This window comes from Streptomyces yokosukanensis, assembly GCF_001514035.1.
GTDB lineage: Bacteria > Actinomycetota > Actinomycetes > Streptomycetales > Streptomycetaceae > Streptomyces > Streptomyces yokosukanensis.
Genome location: NZ_KQ948223.1, coordinates 164,595 through 183,309, shown reverse-complemented (window position 1 = coordinate 183,309; position 18,715 = coordinate 164,595). Strand labels below are relative to the sequence as shown.

Below are 18,715 nucleotides of genomic sequence, written 5' to 3'. Positions count from 1 at the left end.
TTCGCCCACCAGTCCGCCGCCCTCGCACTGCACGAGGCGACCCGCGACGACCAGTCGCTCTCACTCCAGATCCACAGCGACGGCAGCCAGCGTGACCTGCGCGCCATCCTCGACCGGCTCGACGCCGCCGACATCCAGGCCGACGAACTGACCGTGCACACCCCCGACCTGGACGACGTCTTCTTCGCCCTCACCGACACCGCCCCCCAGCCCGGCCGGCCCACCCTGCCCGGTCTGCCCAGCCAGCCCGAGGAGGCTGTCCGATGAGCTCCCTCTCTCTCGCCGTACGCGACTCCTCCACCATGCTGCGGCGCAACCTCCTGCACGCCCGCCGCTACCCCTCCCTCACCCTGAACCTCCTGCTCACCCCCGTCATGCTGCTCCTGCTGTTCGTCTACATCTTCGGCGACACCATGAGCGCAGGGATCAGCGGCGGCACAGGCCGCTCCGCCTACATCGCCTACATCGTGCCCGGCATCCTCCTCATGACCATCGGCTCCACGACGATCGGCACCGCCGTCTCCGTCTCGACCGACATGAACGAAGGCATCATCGCCCGGTTCCGCACCATGGCCATCCACCGCGGCTCCGTCCTCTTCGGACATGTCGCCGGCAGCGTTCTGCAGTCTCTCACCAGCGTCATCCTCGTCGGCGCCATCGCCACGGCAATCGGCTTCCGCACCACCGACGCCACCCCCCTGGAATGGATCGCAGCAATCGGCCTGCTCGCGCTCGTCGCCCTGGCATTCACCTGGATCGCTGTTGGCATGGGCATGAGCAGCCCGAACGCCGAAGCCGCCAGCAACAACGCCATGCCGCTCATCCTCCTCCCCCTCATCTCCAGTGCTTTCGTCCCCCTCCACACCATGCCCGGCTGGTTCCAACCCATCGCGCAGTACCAGCCCTTCACCCCCGCCATCGAAACCCTCCGGGGACTCCTCCTCGGCACCCACATCGGCAACAACTGGTGGATCGCCATCGCCTGGTGCCTCGCCCTCACCGCACTCGGCTACCGCTGGTCCAAGGCACAGTTCAACCGCGACCCCAAATAGGCGACACGAGCACACGGACAACCACCTGCAACACCCCCCGCCCCGCGAAGGCCCGCCGCTGCCAACACCCCCGGTGACAGCGACGGGCCTTCGCCAGGTCCGGGACCGGGGCTTGCAGCCACCTGCACCAGTGCGATTGCGTGGAGCAGGTGCGGGTTCCCGGTGCCGCGGGTTGCCCGTGGCTAGGATGAGGCCCCTCCGAGCGCACTGGTGCGGAGGGGTGTCGGTGGGCGAGCAGGCGGGATCACGGTACGGCCGGATCGTCGTCGAAAGGCAGATGGAACGGCCGTGAAGGAACTCCGTCCCCACCAGCGAGAAGCCGTGGACGCGGTACTGCGTGCGCTCGAACTGCCCGCACGCTCCACCGTTCCCGAGCGCGGGCTGCGCACCCAGGTCGTCATGGCGACCGGCTCCGGGAAGACCCTCGTCGCCGTACGAAGCGCCCAGGAACTGCGGGCGGGCCGGGTGCTGGTGCTCGTACCCTCCCTGGACCTGCTCGCCCAGACCGAGGCCGCATGGCGCGAAGGGGGCCGCAGCGGCCCGATGATCGGGGTGTCGTCGCTGCGAGGTGAGGAGGCGTCCTTCCCCAACACCACGGACGTGGGCGAACTGGTCGCGTGGGTACGGCCCTTCGACCGCGCCACGGCGTTCGCCACGTACGCCTCGCTCGGGCTGGGCACGCTCGAACGCGCCCATGCCGCCGGTCTTCCCGGCTGGGACCTCGTGGTCGTGGACGAGGCACACCGGACATCGGGGCGGATCGGCAAGCCCTGGGCGGTCGTCCACGACAACACCCGGATCCCGTCCCTGCGGCGCCTGTACATGACCGCCACGCCCCGGTTGTGGCAGCTGGACGACTCAGAACAGGGCGTTCCGGGTGAGCCGGTCGCCTCGATGGACGACGAGCCTGGCGGGACATTCGGCAGCAGGTGCTACACACTCACCCTGTCCGAGGCGATCGACCGGGGGATCTGCGCGCCGTACCAAGTGGTGTGCCTGGACATCACCGACACACATCTCCAAGCCGCACAGCTCCTGGGCGCCGAGGGACGCTCGGACCAAGTGCGCGGAGCACGGCTCGCAGCCCTGCAGACAGCGCTGGTCAAGGCCTCGGCCGAAGAGGACTTCCGCAGGACACTCGTCTTCCACCACCTGGTGAAGGAAGCCGAGGCCTTCGCGGCCGGTCTTGCGGACGTGGCCGGCCGTCTGCACGCCGATGATCCCCCGTCGTACCCGCGCACGATCTGGGCCGACTGGCTGTGCGGCGAGCACGAGGCCGCACACCGCCGACAGATCCTCACCCAGTTCGCCGACGGCGTCACCGCAAACGGCACCATCGTGGAGAAGGCCTTCCTCGGCTCGGTCAAGGTCCTGGGCGAAGGCATCGACACCCGCAACTGCGACTCCGTCTACTGGGCCGACGTACGCGGCTCCATGCCCGACCTCGTCCAGGCCGTCGGCCGGGCGCTGCGCATGCAGCCCGGGGAGGGCAAGATCGCCTCCCTCGTCGTACCGGTCCTGCTCGAGCCCGGGGAGACCGCGGACAACATGCTCACCTCCCGCGCCTACGGCGGACTGGCCAAGCTCCTGGAGGCCCTCAGAGCGCACGACGCACGCGTCGTAGAGGCGTTGGCCCAACCGCAGGCCAAAAGCCGCTCCAAAGGCGTACAGAGCCGCTCTGCGGGCCAAGACGACCAGAGCGGCGGCTTCGGACTGTCGGTACCCGCCCGGGCCCTGCTGAAGTTCAGCACCCCGCGCGACCCCGCGCAGCTGTCGGCCTTCATCAACCTGCGCGTCCTCCACCCCGAGCACCAGCACTGGCGGCGCGGAGTGGAGGCCGCCGTCATCTACGCCCGCGAGCACGGCGACCTCAAAGTGCCGTTCACGTATCGCGTCCCTGCTGGCAGCGGCCGGGACGCGGAGGCCGAGGAGTGGCCCGCCTCGCTCCAACGGTTTCCGCTCGGGCAGTGGATCGCCGACGCCCGGCGCTCTCACGCCCGCGGCCGACTGGACACCGAACGTGTCACCCAGCTCCAGAAGCTGGGCATGGTCTGGTCGCACCATGACGTCGCCTGGGAAGAAGGACTCGCCGCCGCGCGGGGATGGGCGGCCGAGCAGGGGCATCTGCTGGCACCGCTCGACGCCACCTACCAGAGCTACAAGATCGGCATCTGGCTGAAGAACCAGCGAGCCGCCAGCCGTAGGGCGGCGGAGGCCGAACAACGCCGCACCCAGGGCCTCAGCAGGAAGGCGACGATCGGCGAACTCACAGCCGAACGCCGGGAACAGCTGGAGGACATCGACCCCTCATGGTGTCCGGTATGGCCCGTGGACTGGCAACGCGCCTTCCACCTCGTCCGACTGCACCTCGAAACCGGCCGGACTCTCCCCCACGCGCCGGGCGACGTCGTCCACCAGGGCGAGGACCTCGGACGATGGGTACGGCAACAGCGACTCGGCTTCGACGCACTCACCACCGTCCAGCAATGGATGTGTGAGCACATCCTCGGAATCCAGCCCGCCGCAGCGGACGAGAAGCCGCGCCCGCGGCGCACACAGGCCGACAGATGGGCACTCAACTACAACGCCGCCCGCCAGTTCTACGAGCGCGAAGGACACCTCCACGTACCACGCAAACACGTGGAGACAATCGCCGGTGGCGAAGACCCTGAGGAGCAGCGGTTCCGGCTCGGGGCGTGGGTCAGCAACCAGCGCAGCAGAGCCGCCACACTGTCGCCGGAGCGGGTGGAACAACTCTCTGCCATCGGCATGCGCTGGACATAGCCATTCCGATGCTGCGGGCAAATGCTCTTGCGACTGCTGAGTCCTCGTAGGCAGGGAGAGGCAGCGTCGTCGGCACGGCTCAACCGGAAGCCGGCTTCCGCCGCCCGGACCAATGGTCGCTGCCGCGGACGGTCGTTGAGCAGATCATGACTGTCAGGTACCTCCAATACCTCCAAGGACTCGCTGTGCACCGATCCGCTGCCCCGGCCATCACGGAGATCCCCGTATCGGACAAGCAGGCCGGGCCTTACGGCATCGCGGCCGGGCCGGACGGTGCCCTATGGCTCACCTATGTACACAGCGGTCGTATCGCGCGTCTCACCGTCGGCGGTGAACTCACCGACTATCCGCTGGATTCGGCTGCGTGTCGTCCTACGGTCATCACCGCCGGGCCGGACGGCGCTCTGTGGTTCACCCGGTCCCAGGACCACCGGATCGGCCGCATCACGCCTGAGGGCGCAGCGGCCTCCTATCCCCTGCCGACGCCCGGCAGCGGGCCCTTCGGTATCACCGCCGGGCCGGACGACGCGATGTGGTTCACGCAGATGAACACCGATCGCATCGGGCGTATCACCGGCACCGGCGACATCACCGAGTTCAGCCTTCCCACCCCGGGCGGCTTTCCGTCGGCAATCACCGCAGGTCCTGACGGAGCCCTGTGGTTCACCCTCAACCAGGCGAACGCGATCGGCCGCATCACCGTCGACGGTCACATCGCCATCCATTCCCTGCCCACTCCCGACGCCGCGCCCGTGGGCATCACGAGTGACGGTACGGCTTTGTGGTTCGTCGAGATCGCAGTGGGCCAGATCGGCAGGATCGACGTGAACGGTCGCATCGCAGAGTTTCCGCTTCCCGACCGCGCGGCCAGGCCCCACGCCATCGTCGCGGCCTCCACCGCCGACTGCTGGTTCACCGAGTGGGGGGCCAACCGCATCGGGCACATCACGGTGAGCGGTGAGATCGCCGAGTACGACCTGCCGTCACCGTCCTGCGAGCCACATGGCATCACTCTGGGCCCTGATGGCGCCCTCTGGGCGGCTCTTGAGACAGGGTGCGTCGCGCGCTTGGTGCCGTAGGGCCGGTCGCGCAGAAGTCTCTTGCCGGTGCACGCGGTGCCCACCTGCGGGTTCAGGCGCCAAGGTCGGGGAGGGTGACGGCCGTTCATGGGACGTGCCAGCCGGGGACTGCTACCGGGACGGGGCCGGGCAGCGTGGTACCAGGGGCCTTCGCCGGCCCCTGGACCCCGCTGCCCCACCACTTCCCAGCGCGAATCCGTTTCGTCGTGGTACCGACCGTGCGCGCTGGGAAGCGGCGGGGTCGTGGGCGGCGGAGGGGCGCTTGGTAGCCGGTCGAGACGTGGTCCGGCAGTGGTCGGCGTTCGGTGGAGGCGGGCGCGCGGTCGTGGGTCGGGGTTTGTTCGGTGGGCTGTCGAGTGCTGCTTCGGTGTCAGGGCGGGTGACTGCAGCGGGGGCTGACGGGGAAGGGCTGGGTAGCCGCCGGTGCTTGTGCGGTGGTGCGTACGGCGCGGTTCCTGTCAGGGGAAGAGAGCGCAGCAGCCAAATGGGCTCTGACCTGCGAAAACAGCTCGAACAACCACGACTGGGAGAACTGCCAGGCAGTTCCGTCGACAGCGGACCACGATCGAGGGAACTGGGTACCCAGTTCCCTCGGACGTACTACTCGGTTCCTGGGGACTGCCACCACGTCCACAGGATCTTTGGCCCACGATCCTGTGGACGTACCAGATTGACGTGACGTACATGAGCGTGGGCCTGATCGGGCGGAACGGGGCGGCGCGATCCCTGACGCCGTTCCTGAGCGGAGCGGCAGCCGACACGGCCGACAGGCGGAGTTGATTGACTTCCTGCTCATGTACGTTAGGTTCATCAGGTCGGCCTCAGAGCCGTCCTCGTGAACCACCCGTCAACTCCTGACACGGAGGGCCCGTTGGGAGCAGTACGCAGACTGGTTGATGCCGACACAGGCGAGCCGGTCCCCTATGCGCCATACGCCTTCTCGGGCAGACATACACAGGTCGACAAGGCGCGGGTGGAGGCGATCACCGAGTCGAAGGCGTTCACGCCCAGTCAGAAGTTCCTCGTCCTGTGGTGGATCGGGGTCTCGCCCGAAGGCATGGAGCCGCTGAGGGCTACGGGAGCGGACATTGGCAAGCGGGTAGGCATGTCCACCGATGCCGTAGGGAAGATCAACAGGAAGCTGGCCAAACACCGCATCCTGGTCGTTCGAGGGCGCATCGGTAACTACAATTTCTACCGAATCAGCCCGTACATCGCGTTTCACGGTACGGGGCTTGAGCAGCGTGAAGCGGTGAAGACGTGCAACCCGCCGGACATCCCCGGCTTCGACGAGAACGCCCCTGCGCGGTGGGAGGCCCAGTGATCAGCAGCGACGACAAGCAGAAGAACCTCGAACTGCTGCAGAAGACGGCCGGCATGACCGCCAACCAGCGTCTCGTTGTCATGCTGTACGCCCTGCATCCGACCGACCGGTCCGGTGCCGTGCTGGAGACGGCCGCCAATCTGGCCAAGCTGGTCGGCATGGCGCCTCCGGTCTTCTCACGCACCCGCAAGCAGGTCATCGAGGCGGGCTGGCTCGAGGAGACCGAGAGGATCGGGCACATCAAGTACTACCGGCTCGACCCCAAGCGCATGGGCGAGAACGTCGTCGTCCCTCTCCGACGCGCGACATGACGTCCCACAGAGCGCTCCTCATGTACGTCACGTCAATGAGGAGCGCTCTGCAGGACGTTCTCCTTGACCTCAGAGCAAGTTCTTTCAGCCCCCTGGCACGGCCTGCCGGGGGGCTGAGTGCTGTGCCGGTGAGGGCTCGCCCGGCGTAGGAGCCCGCGCAGAGTGCCGTCCTATTACGGCGTAATAGCGGGCGTGGTGGGCCGCCGAGCCGCCACTGATGGCCTATCAATACCTGTAACTAACGTGTCGGTGCTTCCAAAGATCTTGCGCGTTAGTAAGGTGTCATCCATGAGTTCGCCAGCCACTTCCAGCGACCGCGAGAAGGTCGTCTCCAAACTGCCGGGATGGCTCCGGCAGAACCTCAAGGTCAGAGCCGCTCAGCGCGGCATCGAGATCCAGGCAGCCGTCGAGCAGGGCATCCGCGACTGGTGTGCCCTTGCCTCCACGCCTGCGGCCATCGACACCTCGGGTGCCGACTCGTTCTCCACCTTCCTGCCGCCCGGTCAGTGGGACGAGTTCCGTCAGATCGCCACCGAGCGCCGTGTCTCCCTCATCCAGGGTCTGGCACAGTCCGTGCAGCTGTGGCTGGACTCCAACCCCGCGCCGGACCTTGAACGGCCCGAGATCACCCGCCGTGTCATCGTCTGCAATCAGAAGGGCGGTGTCGGCAAAACCGCGATCACCGCCGGTCTGGGTGAGGCACTCGCCGAGGACCCCAACCGGCTCCACGCCGTCCGGGTGGCCAAGGCACTCGCCGAAGCCCTGCGCGCGAGCGACATCGAGTCCGGTGATGTGCCGGTCGGTGACGACCCGCTGGACGTGGAGAACCTGCCGGGGATCGGACTGCGTGTCCTGCTCGTCGACTTCGACCCCCAGTGCCATCTCACCAACCAGCTCGGGGGCGCGCCTCTGCCCATGAACGGGGACAGCCTGACCAACCACATGGCAGGCGACCCCAAGGGTGATCTCCGTGATCTCATCGTCTCCATCGATGAGGAGACCTTCGGCGGCCGCCTCCACCTGCTGCCCGCCTGCAACGATGCCTTCCTTCTCGATGTCCGCCTGTCCGCCGTGCGGGCGAGGGAAGCGGCACTGGAGCGCGCCCTTGCTCCACTCGAAGCCGACTACGACGTGATCCTGGTCGACTGCCCGCCCAGCCTCGGCCTCAGCATGGACGCCGCCGCGTACTACGGCCGTCGCCGCGACGGCGAGAAGCCCGGACAGTCCGGTGCCCTGATCGTCGTACAGGCCGAGGACAGCTCGGCCGACGCCTACGAGCTGCTCACGACGCAGATCGACGACCTGCGCAACGACCTCCAGGTCGACATCCACTATCTGGGCATCGTCGTCAACCTGTATGACTCCCGGAGGGGCTTCATCGCCACCTCCTCGCTCCAGGGGTGGGTCGACATAAAGGATCCACGGGTCGTCGGGCTCATCGGCGATCTCAAAGAACAGAAAGAAGCGGTCCGGATGAAGCGGCCTCTGCTGGCCTACGCACCCAAATCGCAGCAGGCGGTCGGCATGCGCGCACTGGCTCGGGAGATCGCATGAGCAAGGCCGACCAACTGGGAGCTGGCCGCTTCGGTGGGGGAGTGCGGTCTGTGAGCGCACGCCGCCAAGCCGTCGCCGCTGCTACCGGGGTGCCCACCGACGGGGTCGCTCCTCCCACGGAACTGCCCCCGCAGCGCATCAGTCTCAACCCGGACAACCCTCGCTCCAGCCTCGGGGATCTCACCGACCTCGCGGGCAGTCTGAAGACCCATGGCCAGAAGCAGGCGATCACGGTCATGAACCGCGACGCCTACATCAGGGCCAACCCCAAGCGCGAGGCGGACCTCGAAGCCGACACCACCCATGTCGTCATCGATGGCAGCAGCCGTCTCGCCGCGGCCCGCGAAGCGCAGCTCCTCACCATCAAGGTGATGGTCAGCGACGACCAGGGCACCAACTCCGAAGAGCTGCTGGAGTCCGCCCTTGTCGCGAACATTCACCGGCAAGACCTCGGGGAGCTGGACGAGGCCCGAGCGCTCAAGCGTCTGCTGGCCATCCATGGCAGTCAGACCGTGCTGTCCAAGCGGCTCCACCGCTCCCAGGGTTGGGTATCGCAGCGTCTCGCGCTGCTCAACCTGACGCCCGAACTCCAGAGCCGTATCGGCGAAGAGCCCATCGACTTGCTGCGTGCCGTGGCCAACAAGCCGGCCGCGGAGCAAGGGGCAGCGCTCCAGGAACTGAAGGACGAGCGGGCCCGGAAGGAGGAGGAGAAGCGCAACCGGAAGAAGCTCCAGGAGCAGGAGCAGGAACAAGAGCAGCAGCAGGCGAGCGAGGCGCAGGCATCGGCCGCTCCGCGTCCGTCGGGGGAGCCGGAGGGCTATTACGGCGTAATAGGAGACGGCGCATCGAGCGGGCTCCGGACCTCCGTGAACCGGCAGCCGGAGCAGGCGGACAGTACCGAGGAACGGACGGGCAGCGCCGAGGCGGAGCGACGGGGCGAGACGGAGCGACGGGCCGATGTGGCCGACGGCTATTACGGCGTAATAGGGGATGCCGCTCCGGACGCACCGGAACCGGCTGCTTCGTCCGACTCCGCCGTCTCATCGGCTACGGCTGTCTCGTCGGCGCCGGACGCTCCGGCTGTCGCGCCGGTACCGACCGGTGACGAGGCAGCTGCGCAGCAGCCGGTGCCGGAGCCGCGGACCGAGGTGACGGCCTCGCGCGCACAGACGGATGGTGCGACGGGCTCCCATGCGCGCAGGGTGCCGTACGACGAGCCCGGCACCCTTGCCATGCTCCTGGACCGGAACATCGCAAGCGACGACACGTTCTTCGACTTGCTCCGGTTCCTGAGCAAGAAGGGACTGGAGCGGGACCCCGCCCGGCTTGCCGAGCTGGCGCAGTCCTTCGCCGAGCAAGGTGCCGTACAGGGCGAGTGATCTGTACCGAACCAGCGAATGGGCCGGCCCCCCTGTGGGGGCCGGCCCATTCGCGTATGCCGTGTACCGCTATTACGCCGTAATAGGTCGAGCCTGGCGCGAGCCGTGGTGGCTACAGGGAGATCTCGATCTGTTCGACGTCGGTGAACTCCACATCGAGGCCCTGGGCTCGGGTGTCGTCGGCTCGGAAGTACATCTGCCCCAGGCCCTCCGCAGCGATCTGCAGAAGCTGGTTCTCGGTGGCGCCTGCGTCCCTCGCCTGGAAGAGCCGTTCGGCCCACTGCGGGGGCAGGGCCTGGGTGATGTCGCGGATGCGGGCGTCATCGGTGGTGCCCGGGGCGGCGGTGAAGCCGAACCTGGCCCGGGTGGCGAAGACCAGGCCGTCGGTGCTGGCGGCCTTCTGCTTCGCCCGTGCCCGGATCTGCGGCTGCCAGCGGTGGCGTACCTCGCGCTCCAGGCGGGCGGCCAGCTCCCGGCGGGGGTGCTTCAACTGGCCGGTCACATACCGTTCCACGGTGCGCTGGGAGACCCCCAGCAGTTCGGCGGCTCGCCTGGTGCCCTTGAGCTGCTTGACGAGATATCTCATCTGGGCCGGGGCGCTCTTGGGGATGGGGCGGGTGAACGCCTGCTCCAGCGCACGGTCCAGGCTGTCCCCTACCGAGTCCATCGTCGGCTACTCCCCTTCAGCGGTGATGCCGTCGTTCTTGATGTGGTTGGCGATGTTGAACAGACCGCCGTGCTGCTCGAACTGCTCCTCCGCCCACAGCACGGTCTGCGTGCCCTGGTGTTTGACCATGCCGGGGCTCACGCCCAGCCGGAAAGTGCCCGGCGCGGGTTTCCCTTCGGCGGTGTACGGCAGGAAGTCCAGCGGGCCGGGGCCGGGGGAGGGGTAGACGAGGGCATCGGTGCCGATGGCCACGGGGTAGAGGTCGGTGGCAGCCGCCGTCTTCATGATCTTGCGGTGCATGCTGACCCGGACCGTCGCCAGGACGGCCGCCCGGATGTCGGGGCGCCAGGTCGGGCGGGTGAGGGCCGGCCATGGCTCGTAGTACGGCACCTGGCCCCGGTTGCGCTGGCGCAGTTTGCCGATGCCGCCCTTGGCCGTCGCCTTGACGGCCTTCAGCACCAGCGCCAGCGTCGGATCGGTGTGCCGGGAGCGGACCATCGCGTGCAGGAACTCCTCGCCGTCCAGGGCGGTGGTCACCCCGAGGTCGGCCATGGTGGCGATGTAGGCGTCGCGCAGCCGCTTGTACCAGGGGTCCAGATAGCGGCCGGTCCGGGTGCGGACGTACGCCTCGATCGGCGCGACCTCGAAGCCGAGTTCCCGTGCGTACGCCACGGTCGGTGTGGCGTACCAGGCCGGGCCCTCGGGCCGGTTGCCGTTCGGGGTGAACGGGGAGGGGAGCCGGTCGGCGTCCAGCGAGCGGCCGTTGACCACCACCTGGGAGAGGTCGACATGGGTGAGGTCCACCAGCCAGGAGCCGGGCAGTGTGGGGTCGAAGCGCGGGTTGCCGGTGAGGTGGGTCGGTCCGTTCAGTCCGACGGTCAGTCCGTTGGCGGCCGCAGCGAACGCCATGTTGACGTCGATGGCTACCAGGTACGGCTGCATGCACTCGTCGTCGGTGAGCTCCCGGCACCAGTCGTACGGCTCCTCCAGGAGCATCTCGGCCGGGGTCCGCTGGTGGTGGCGGGGGAATCTGCCCTTGAGCAGCGGGTGTTCGTCCGGGACCTCGCACTCGACCACGTCGTACACGTGGGTGAGGGCGTCGGCGTTGAAGGCCTGCTGGAACTCTCCGGTGTCCGCGTCCTTCTCCGCGCGGGTCGGTGGGCGCAGCGCCGTCATCAGCTCCAGGCCGGTGACCGCCGTGGTGCCGCGCGGGGTCATCACCCGCTCCGCGTAGGTGCCGAGGAATCGGGCGAGGTCGGGAGCCGGCATGGTCGGCAGGCGTGGGTTGTTCTTGTCGTCCCACTGCTCCACGGGCAGGGCGCCCCAGGCCGGAATGCACAGCTGTACGCAGCGGCGGCGGGCGCCTTCGGGGGCGCGGTAGAGACGTGCCCATGGTCCCAAGCCGAGTTGGGTCAGCTGCAGTTCTGCCTTCTTGATCTGCTTGACGACCTTGTGGCTGTCCTTCAGCCGTCCGGCGCGCCGTTCCTCCGGTGACAGGGTCAGGGGCAGGCCGTATCGCTCCAGAGCCGCGGGAGTGAGGACCAGTACGGGGTCGGCGTCACGGCCGTTTCGGTGCAGCCGGGACTGGCCGAGACCGGCCTCGGTCAGTGTCCAGTCCACCAGGGCCGGGATGCTCTTGGCAGGGACGTCCAGGACCAGGCCGCCCACGCAGTAGGCCTGTACCTGGTCGTCTTCGAGGTCGATCACGGCGAGGGGGCCGTTTTCGAGGTGGGAGGCGGTCGTGTCGGCCGGGGGACGGGAGGGGGCCGAGGGGCGGGCGGGAGCCGTCGCGGGGGCCGGTTCGCTGCTCGGCCTGCCTGGGGCGGGCCTGCCTGGGGCGGGGGGCTGCCGGGGCCTGGTCGTAGGGCTCGATCCGGTCTTCCGTGTCCCCTGTGCGTCCTGTGCGCCCTGCGTGTCCTGTGTGTTCTCGGGCCTGGGCCTGGCGGGCTCAGGGACGGCGGGGGCTGGGGGAGTGGTCTGTGTCTCCTGGGGCGAGGCGGGGAAGCGCTCGGCCAGCCTTTCCAGGAAGCGGGCGTAGGCGGCTCGTTGGGGTGGGCGGGGTTCGTTCCTGCCCGACTCCCAGCTCGCGACCGTCTCGCGCCGGGTCGCCAGTGCGGCCGCCACCTGAGTCTGGCTCAGCCCGGCGGCCTCCCGCAGACGCCTGCGCTCGGCGGGCGAGGGCAGGTCGTTCTGGGCGACTTCCTCCAGCAGCGCGTCGACTGCGCTGAACAGTTCGTCCTGAGTGGGCACGCAGCTCACCTCCAGCGCACACCCTATCCATGGCGCTCAGTGGATCCATCATTGGATCGCTTGCAGATCGCGCATTGCTTCGTGTGGGTGAGTGCTGCCGGTGAGGGATCGGGAGATCAGGGGCCGGGGACGGCGGGGGGCTGGGGGGTTGAGGGTTGAGGGACCAGGGGAGCGGGGGGGGGAGGGGGCAAGGGCTCAGGGACCGGAGGGCCATGGGGCGGAGGGACTTTGGTCCCTGGAGTGTTTTGCCTGGTCAGATGGGTGGTTGGGTCCAGTGCAGGGACTGTAGGGACTCAACTTCGCCATTATGAAGCGAACTCGGTTGGGTTCGTACGAGTTCGTATGGGTTCGTATGCGCGCGCGTAAGTGAGAACACCGAGACGTCATCAACGATCAACAGTGCCTGTTCGGCTCATAATGGGGCGCTCTCGGTCCCTTCAGTCCCTGCAAGGGGCGGAGAACCCGCGCTGACCTGGAATTTTCCAGGCGGGGACGCAAGGGGCCGAAGGGACTCCGGCAGGGGCCGGCCGTAGGTAGGGACTCAAGGGACCGAGCAGTCCGATACGGCGGCACGCGGAGAGGCGCGCTGCGCCGCCCTGGGACGACGCGGCCCTAAACTCTGCGCGAAAGACAGTCCCTTCGGTCCCTCAGGACGATCCACGTGCCGAGCCCCGGTGAGACCCACGCGCCTGCCCCGCAGGGCAGGGAGGTGACACCGCATGCTGTGGCCCGCTGGTGCGCCGCGCAGGGCTGGCCGGTGCATCCGCTCGCGCCGGGGCGCAAGACGCCCGCCGGGAACTGTCCGGCCTGCAGGGACCGAAGCCATGATCCCCGCACGTGCCCGTGTCCGGTCGCGGGCCGGGCCTGCCACGGTTTTCATGCCGCGACCACCGAACGGAACCGCATCGACGCCTGGTGGGGGCAGAGTCCCGCGGCCGGGGTCGGAGTCGCGTGCGGCCCCGCCGGACTCGTCGTCGTCGATGTCGACGCTCATCCGGCCCCGGTGCCGGATCGCAGCCGGTTGCTCCCCGGCATTCCCATTCACGAGGCCGTGGATCTGGCCGGTCTTGCCTCGGGGTTCGACACGCTGGCTCTGCTGGCGGCGTTCCGCGGACAGCCCGATCCGGCCGGGGACGAGGGCACGCTGCGGGTGCGGACGCCGTCGGGCGGGCTGCACATCTGGTACCGCGTCCCCGGGCCGCATACGCGTTTTCGCTGCTCGACGGGGTCCAGCCCGAAGGTGGCGCTGGCCTGGCAGGTCGACGTGCGTGCCGAGGGCGGCTACATCGTCGCCCCCGCCACCCGGACGGCTCAGGGCGTGTACGAGGTGCAGGGTCCTGCTCGGAGACCGGCGCCGCTGCCTGCGTGGCTGCATGCCGAGCTGGTGCGCACCGGGCATCTCGTCGTTCCTCCCGTGCCACGGCCGCCACGGCCGGGCGGCGGGGGAGTGCGGCACAGGGTGCGGGGCGCGGCCGCGCGCCGGGTCCTCGTCCCGTTGGTGGCGGAGGTCGTGCGGTGCGGGGCCGCGCCCGAGGGCACCGGGTTCACCGAGAAGCTCAACCGGGCCGCCTTCACGGCCGGTGGGCTCGCGGCGGCCGGTCACCTTGAGCGCGGGGAAGCACGTGCGGAGTTGCTGGCCGCGGCGCTCTGCGCGCGTCCCTGGCAGGAACTCCGTAACGAGAAGATCATCGACGACGGGCTCGTCGCAGGGGGCGCGCGCCCATTCCACCTTGAAGGACGTCCATGAGCAGCGCCGAGAGCACGCCGCGGTTCGATCCCCAGGCCGCCGCTCAGCAGATGCTCGAACTCGAGGAGAGCGAGCCGACCACCGCTGTGCTGCCCGCGCAGGTCTCCCAGTCGGCGGTCCAGTCGGCGGTGTCGAGAGCCCACTCGCTGTCGACCTGCCCGCCGCTCAGCACACCGGACAGCGCCCGGCAGGAGCCGGCGCCGCTGCCACCGCATCTGAGCGATCGTGGCAACGCCCGGTTGTTCGTGCAGCTGTACCGCGACCGGTTCCGCCATGTCGAGGGCCTGGGCTGGTTCGCGTGGGACGGCTACCGCTGGAAGCGGACCGGCGGCGAGAAGGCGGCTCTGTGGGCGGCGGGCGAGATGGCCGAGGACCTGCCGGACACCGACCCGCGCGGGGTCTACGGCGACCGGGAACTGGCCGCGCACAAGCGGCGGACGCTGTCCACGACCGGGATGAAGGCGCTGCTGACCCAGGCGAAGGCAGCACCGGATCTGTCGGTCGATCCGGACACGTTGGACGGGGATCCGTACACGCTGTGCACACCGGCCGGGGTGGTCGACCTGCGCACCGGTGGGCTGCGCAAGCCCGATCCGACCCGGGACTTCCATTCCCGCGCCACGAGCGTCGCACCGCAGAGGATGCTCACCCCCCGGTGGGAACGCTTCCTGACCGACACCTTCGGCGACGACGACGAGGGCCGGGAGATGATCGGCTTCCTGCATCTCCTGCTGGGCTACTCGATCACCGGGGACGTCGGCGCCCAGGTGCTGCCCTTCCTTCACGGCGAGGGCAAGAACGGCAAGTCCGTGCTGCTCGACACGATGATCCAGATCCTGGGCGACTACGCGGACGCGGCGCCCCCGGGGTTTCTGATGGACCGTGGCGCGTTCTCCGAGCACTCCACCGAGCTGACGGAGCTGCACGGCCGGCGCCTGGTGGTGTGCAGCGAGCTGAAGCCCAACGACAAGTTCGACGAGGCCCGGGTCCGCCTCCTCACCGGCGGCGACAAGATCAAGGCCCGGCGGATGCGGCAGGACTACTTCTCCTTCACGCCCACCCACCATCTGTGGCTGCTGGGCAACCACCGTCCCGAGGTGTCGACGGGCGGCTTCGCGTTCTGGCGACGTATCCGGCTGATCCCGTTCACCCGGATCGTGCCCGCCGCGCGCCGAATCGACAACCTCGCCTTCGAGCTGGTCCGGGACGAGGGACCCGGCATCCTGCAGTGGCTTGTCGAGGGCGCGTGCCGCTATCTGGCCACCCGGGACCCGCTGGACGGACCCGACCGGGTGCGGATGGCGACCACGGAGTACGCGCAGACCGAGGACCACATCGGACGCTTCCTCAACGAATGCTGCGTCCGGGGTGCCGAGGGCCCGCCCGAACTGCGCGTCGAGCAGGGCCTGCTCTACAGCACGTATCAGGGGTGGTGCACAGCGGGCGAGGGCATCCGGCCCGCCAGCCCCCGCGCCTTCGCCACGCGGGTCCGGCAGGAACTCGGCCTCACCTCTCCCGCCGGGATGATCAAGTCCAACGGCCGTAAGTACTACCCTCGGATCACCCTCACGGGGGCCGAGTGACCACCTCGTCACCGCCCCGGGGCAGACCGGGGAACCTCCGCCCCGCGTGGGGGCCCTTCTACGATGGGAAGCGAGCGGCCGTCACCGCGGCGGCCTCCCGCAGCAAACGCCGTACCACGGCCCGCAGCACGGACCGCGGCACGACATGTACCCACGACATGTACCCGCGCGCCGGACTCCCCGCCGAGGGCCGGCCGACGAAGGAGGGGCTGAAGCCATGAGCTCGCTTATGAACGAGAGCGACCTCATCCACGAAGCGAAGGTGGTGTGGCTGGAGCCCCTGGACGGCCTCGACTACGTACGCCAGGCGCTCGACAAGACCAGACGCCGCAACACCAAGCCGCCGTACGCCCGTGACGGCCGCATGGTCGGCTACGCGGTCCTCGACGACGGAGCCGAGGCCGATCCCGACAGCGGGCTGTACCGGCGGCGGGTGTTCTTCCTGCTGCCGCACGACCGGGACAGCCTTCCCGAGGGGCTGTACCGGGAAGGCGCGCCCGGTGAGGCGGTGGATCCGCGCACCATCGAGCCGAAGAGGCCGGGGAGCAAGACGCCGAGGTCCCAGCGCGGGCCGTCCGCCATAGCCACCGCGGCGTCGTGACGGCCGACGCGGCGTCGAATCGACGCCTGGGTCGCTTCGGTCGCTGACGCCGGATGAGGAAGCGGTCATCCAGGTTCGATCCAGAGTCGCTCGAGTCGCTTCCGGTAGGGCGGGAGAGGCTCAGCGACCGAGCATCAGCGACGGAAGGACAGTGACCCAATGAGGTCGGGTCGCTGGGAGGTGGCTGGGGAAAACCCCAGCTCAGAGGGCTGTTTGGGGCACGGCAGCGACCGAAGCGACCCAAGGCTCGGGTATATGGAGACATTGGTGCGCGCGTGTGTGTGCGCGTATGGGTTTCATATGTAGGGAACTTGAGTCGCTTCAGTCGCTTTTGGCCCGTCGTAGAGCTGTGACCTGCGGGTTTGGCAGCGACTCACGCGGCGACCGAAGCAGCGACCGAAACGGGCTCGGTCGCTGTGCGGGCCTGTCGGTCGCTCCGTCGTCCGGCGGGGTGGAATGGATTCTTCCCTCAGGTGACCCGCCCTTGGCCAGCGCTTCGCTAGTGTGTGCCTGTTGTTGAGTCGCTTCGGTCGCTGACGGGGGAAACACATGACCGATGAGCTGCGGGTTTGGCGCAGCGACTCACCGCGGCTCGCTCCTGCCGGAGCGGGCGCCTCGCAGTCCCAGGCCATCGCCCGATGGTGCGCCGGCCACGGCTGGCCGGTCCATCCGTTGGCCCCGGGACGCAAGACGCCCGCGGGCAACTGCGCGGCCTGCCGTGAGCCCGGGCACACCTACCGGGGATGTCGCTGCCCTGCTGCCGGGCGCTGGTGCCACGGATTCCGGGCCGCCACGCTGGACTTCGCCCGGATCGAGCAGTGGTGGGGAGCCCACCCGGAGTTCGGTGTGGGGGTCGCCTGCGGGCCCGCGGGGCTGGTCGTCGTCGACATCGACGCCCACGCCCGGCAGTTGCCCGGACGTGACCGCCTGCTGCCCGGTATCGGCATCGCCGACACCGTGGATCTGGCCGGGCTCGCCAACGGCTTCCACACGGTCGGCGTGCTGGCCGCCCTGCGCGGGGCCGTGTCTCCCGCCGAGGACGAGACCACCCTGCGGGTGCGCACCCCTTCGGGCGGGCTGCACGTGTGGTACCGGGCCCTGCTGGGGCATCGGTGGCAGTGCTCGTCGGGCTCCGGCGGCGGACGGGCGTTGGCCTGGCAGGTCGACGTAAGGGCGCACGGCGGGTACATCGTCGCCCCGGGCACGGTGACCGAGGCCGGGCGGTACGAGGCGGTGGGCACGGTGCGTGAGCCCGCACCGCTGCCCGACTGGCTGGCGCGGGAGCTGGAGCGCACCGGCCATCTGCCGCCCGCAGGCCTGCCCACGCCCCGTCCTGTGCCCCCACGGGCCCGGCAGGCCGTCCTGGCCGCCGCAGGCGGCCGTGGAGCCGTGGACAGGGTGCTGGGGGCCCTGCTGGCCGAGGTGGCCGCCTGCGGGGCCGTAGCCGAGGGAGCGGGGTTCACCGAGAAGCTCAACCGGGCGGCGTACACGGCCGGCGGCCTCGTCGCCGCGGGGCTGCTGGGAGCCGACGAGGCCGAGCAGGTGCTGCGGGACGCAGCGGAGCGGGCCCGCCCCGGGCAGGAACGGCGTTACGACGCGGTCATCCGCAGCGGACTCGGCGCGGGCCGTGCACGCCCGCTGTCCCCGGGAGGCCGGCGGTGACCCATGGCCAGGAAAGGACTGTCTTCGACGCCGGTGCGGTCGCCGCGCAGATTCTGGCCCGTCCCATCCCCCAGGCACGCGCGGAGGGCCACGGCGGCGTTCCGGCGGTTGGTGGGGCCACGGTTGACGGGTTGTTGCCGGATACGTTGAGTGATCGGGGTAATGCGAAGCTGTTCGTGAGTCTGTATGCGGACGACTATCGGCATGTGCCTGGTCTCGGGTGGTTTCGGTGGGACAGTACGCGGTGGCAGATCGACGAGGACGACACCGTCCTGTGGGCCGCCGGGGACCTCGCCGAATCCCTCGCCAGTGCCGACCCACGCGGTGTCTACAGCACGGCGGCGTTGCAGCGCCACCGCAGGCGTGCGCTGAGCACCAGCGGGATGAACGCGATGTTGACTCAGGCGAAGTCTGCTCCGGGGATGGTGTTGAACGCAGCGCTGCTGGACGCCGACCCCTACGCCCTGTGCACCCCCGGCGGAATCGTCGATCTGCGTACCGGGCTCATGCGCACGCCGGACCCGAACAAGGACTTCCACTCACGGTCCACCACCGCGACACCCGAACCGATGCCGACGCCTCGGTGGGACCGGTTTTTGGTCGATACCTTCGGGGAGGGTGTCGAGGGTGCGGAGATGATCGGCTTCCTGCAGTTGTTGCTGGGGTATTCGATCACCGGTGACGTGGGTGCTCAGGTGATGCCGTTCCTCTTCGGCTCCGGG

Annotated in this window: 13 protein-coding genes and 2 pseudogenes; 13 read left to right on the top strand and 2 right to left on the bottom strand. The window is 69.1% G+C overall.

What is annotated here, in order from left to right; genetic code table 11:
• The 8 genes and pseudogenes from AQI95_RS35105 to AQI95_RS35070 all read left to right on the top strand — a co-directional run.
• Nucleotides 1-267: pseudogene (locus AQI95_RS35105) on the top strand (ABC transporter); the annotation flags it as partial.
• Nucleotides 264-1,052, top strand: coding sequence for an ABC transporter permease (locus tag AQI95_RS35100; protein WP_067133615.1), 789 nt, complete (start codon nucleotides 264-266; stop codon nucleotides 1,050-1,052). The pseudogene AQI95_RS35105 and the gene AQI95_RS35100, both read left to right, overlap by 4 nt.
• A 288-nt stretch (nucleotides 1,053-1,340) precedes the next feature.
• The gene (locus tag AQI95_RS35095; protein WP_279617039.1) at nucleotides 1,341-3,836 is read left to right on the top strand and encodes a DEAD/DEAH box helicase; all 2,496 of its coding nucleotides are present in this window, start codon (nucleotides 1,341-1,343) and stop codon (nucleotides 3,834-3,836) included.
• Between the two features lie 185 nt (nucleotides 3,837-4,021).
• Nucleotides 4,022-4,915 carry a Vgb family protein gene (locus tag AQI95_RS35090; protein WP_425264940.1) on the top strand — a complete coding sequence of 298 codons (894 nt, stop codon included), beginning with the start codon at nucleotides 4,022-4,024 and terminating at the stop codon, nucleotides 4,913-4,915.
• A gap of 871 nt (nucleotides 4,916-5,786) precedes the next feature.
• Entirely contained in the window at nucleotides 5,787-6,239 is a 453-nt protein-coding gene (locus AQI95_RS35085; RefSeq protein WP_067133612.1) for a replication initiation protein, RepL1, read from the top strand.
• Complete coding sequence (locus tag AQI95_RS35080; protein ID WP_067133677.1) at nucleotides 6,239-6,550, top strand: replication initiation protein, RepL2; 312 nt, start codon at nucleotides 6,239-6,241, stop codon at nucleotides 6,548-6,550. The genes AQI95_RS35085 and AQI95_RS35080 overlap by 1 nt, the downstream gene beginning before the upstream one ends.
• 288 nt (nucleotides 6,551-6,838) lie before the next feature.
• The gene (locus AQI95_RS35075) at nucleotides 6,839-8,104 is read left to right on the top strand and encodes a ParA family protein (RefSeq protein WP_067133609.1); all 1,266 of its coding nucleotides are present in this window, start codon (nucleotides 6,839-6,841) and stop codon (nucleotides 8,102-8,104) included.
• Nucleotides 8,101-9,483, top strand: a complete 1,383-nt coding sequence (locus AQI95_RS35070; RefSeq protein ID WP_067133607.1) for a ParB/RepB/Spo0J family partition protein — start codon at nucleotides 8,101-8,103, stop codon at nucleotides 9,481-9,483. Before AQI95_RS35075 ends, AQI95_RS35070 begins: the two co-directional genes overlap by 4 nt.
• Before the next feature lie 112 nt (nucleotides 9,484-9,595).
• Here AQI95_RS35070 and tpg read toward each other — a convergent pair whose 3' ends face one another.
• Complete coding sequence (gene tpg, locus AQI95_RS35065) at nucleotides 9,596-10,150, bottom strand: telomere-protecting terminal protein Tpg (protein ID WP_067133605.1); 555 nt, start codon at nucleotides 10,148-10,150, stop codon at nucleotides 9,596-9,598.
• A gap of 6 nt (nucleotides 10,151-10,156) precedes the next feature.
• Nucleotides 10,157-12,400 carry a telomere-associated protein Tap gene (gene tap / locus AQI95_RS35060; RefSeq protein ID WP_067133602.1) on the bottom strand — a complete coding sequence of 748 codons (2,244 nt, stop codon included), beginning with the start codon at nucleotides 12,398-12,400 and terminating at the stop codon, nucleotides 10,157-10,159.
• A gap of 724 nt (nucleotides 12,401-13,124) precedes the next feature.
• Here tap and AQI95_RS35055 point away from each other — a divergent pair.
• The 5 genes and pseudogenes from AQI95_RS35055 to AQI95_RS35035 all read left to right on the top strand — a co-directional run.
• Nucleotides 13,125-14,147, top strand: coding sequence for a bifunctional DNA primase/polymerase (locus tag AQI95_RS35055; protein WP_067133599.1), 1,023 nt, complete (start codon nucleotides 13,125-13,127; stop codon nucleotides 14,145-14,147).
• Complete coding sequence (locus AQI95_RS35050) at nucleotides 14,144-15,730, top strand: DNA primase family protein (RefSeq protein WP_067133596.1); 1,587 nt, start codon at nucleotides 14,144-14,146, stop codon at nucleotides 15,728-15,730. Before AQI95_RS35055 ends, AQI95_RS35050 begins: the two co-directional genes overlap by 4 nt.
• Nucleotides 15,731-15,947: 217 nt before the next feature.
• Entirely contained in the window at nucleotides 15,948-16,331 is a 384-nt protein-coding gene (locus AQI95_RS35045) for a DUF6009 family protein (RefSeq protein WP_067133593.1), read from the top strand.
• A 549-nt stretch (nucleotides 16,332-16,880) separates the two neighbouring features.
• Nucleotides 16,881-17,993: a bifunctional DNA primase/polymerase gene (locus AQI95_RS35040; RefSeq protein ID WP_079071723.1), complete on the top strand. Its 1,113-nt coding sequence runs from the start codon at nucleotides 16,881-16,883 to the stop codon at nucleotides 17,991-17,993.
• Nucleotides 17,990-18,715: pseudogene (locus AQI95_RS35035) on the top strand (DNA primase); the annotation flags it as partial. The gene AQI95_RS35040 and the pseudogene AQI95_RS35035, both read left to right, overlap by 4 nt.

What these genes read in the sequence shown, in the direction of transcription:
- AQI95_RS35050 (WP_067133596.1), top strand. Translation starts at nt 14,144, where the DNA reads ATGAGCAGCGCCGAGAGCACGCCGCGGTTCGATCCCCAGGCCGCCGCT.
- AQI95_RS35045 (WP_067133593.1), top strand. Translation starts at nt 15,948, where the DNA reads ATGAGCTCGCTTATGAACGAGAGCGACCTCATCCACGAAGCGAAGGTG.
- AQI95_RS35100 (WP_067133615.1), top strand. Translation starts at nt 264, where the DNA reads ATGAGCTCCCTCTCTCTCGCCGTACGCGACTCCTCCACCATGCTGCGG.
- tpg (WP_067133605.1), bottom strand. Translation starts at nt 10,150, where the DNA reads ATGGACTCGGTAGGGGACAGCCTGGACCGTGCGCTGGAGCAGGCGTTC.
- AQI95_RS35075 (WP_067133609.1), top strand. Translation starts at nt 6,839, where the DNA reads ATGAGTTCGCCAGCCACTTCCAGCGACCGCGAGAAGGTCGTCTCCAAA.
- AQI95_RS35070 (WP_067133607.1), top strand. Translation starts at nt 8,101, where the DNA reads ATGAGCAAGGCCGACCAACTGGGAGCTGGCCGCTTCGGTGGGGGAGTG.
- AQI95_RS35040 (WP_079071723.1), top strand. Translation starts at nt 16,881, where the DNA reads ATGACCGATGAGCTGCGGGTTTGGCGCAGCGACTCACCGCGGCTCGCT.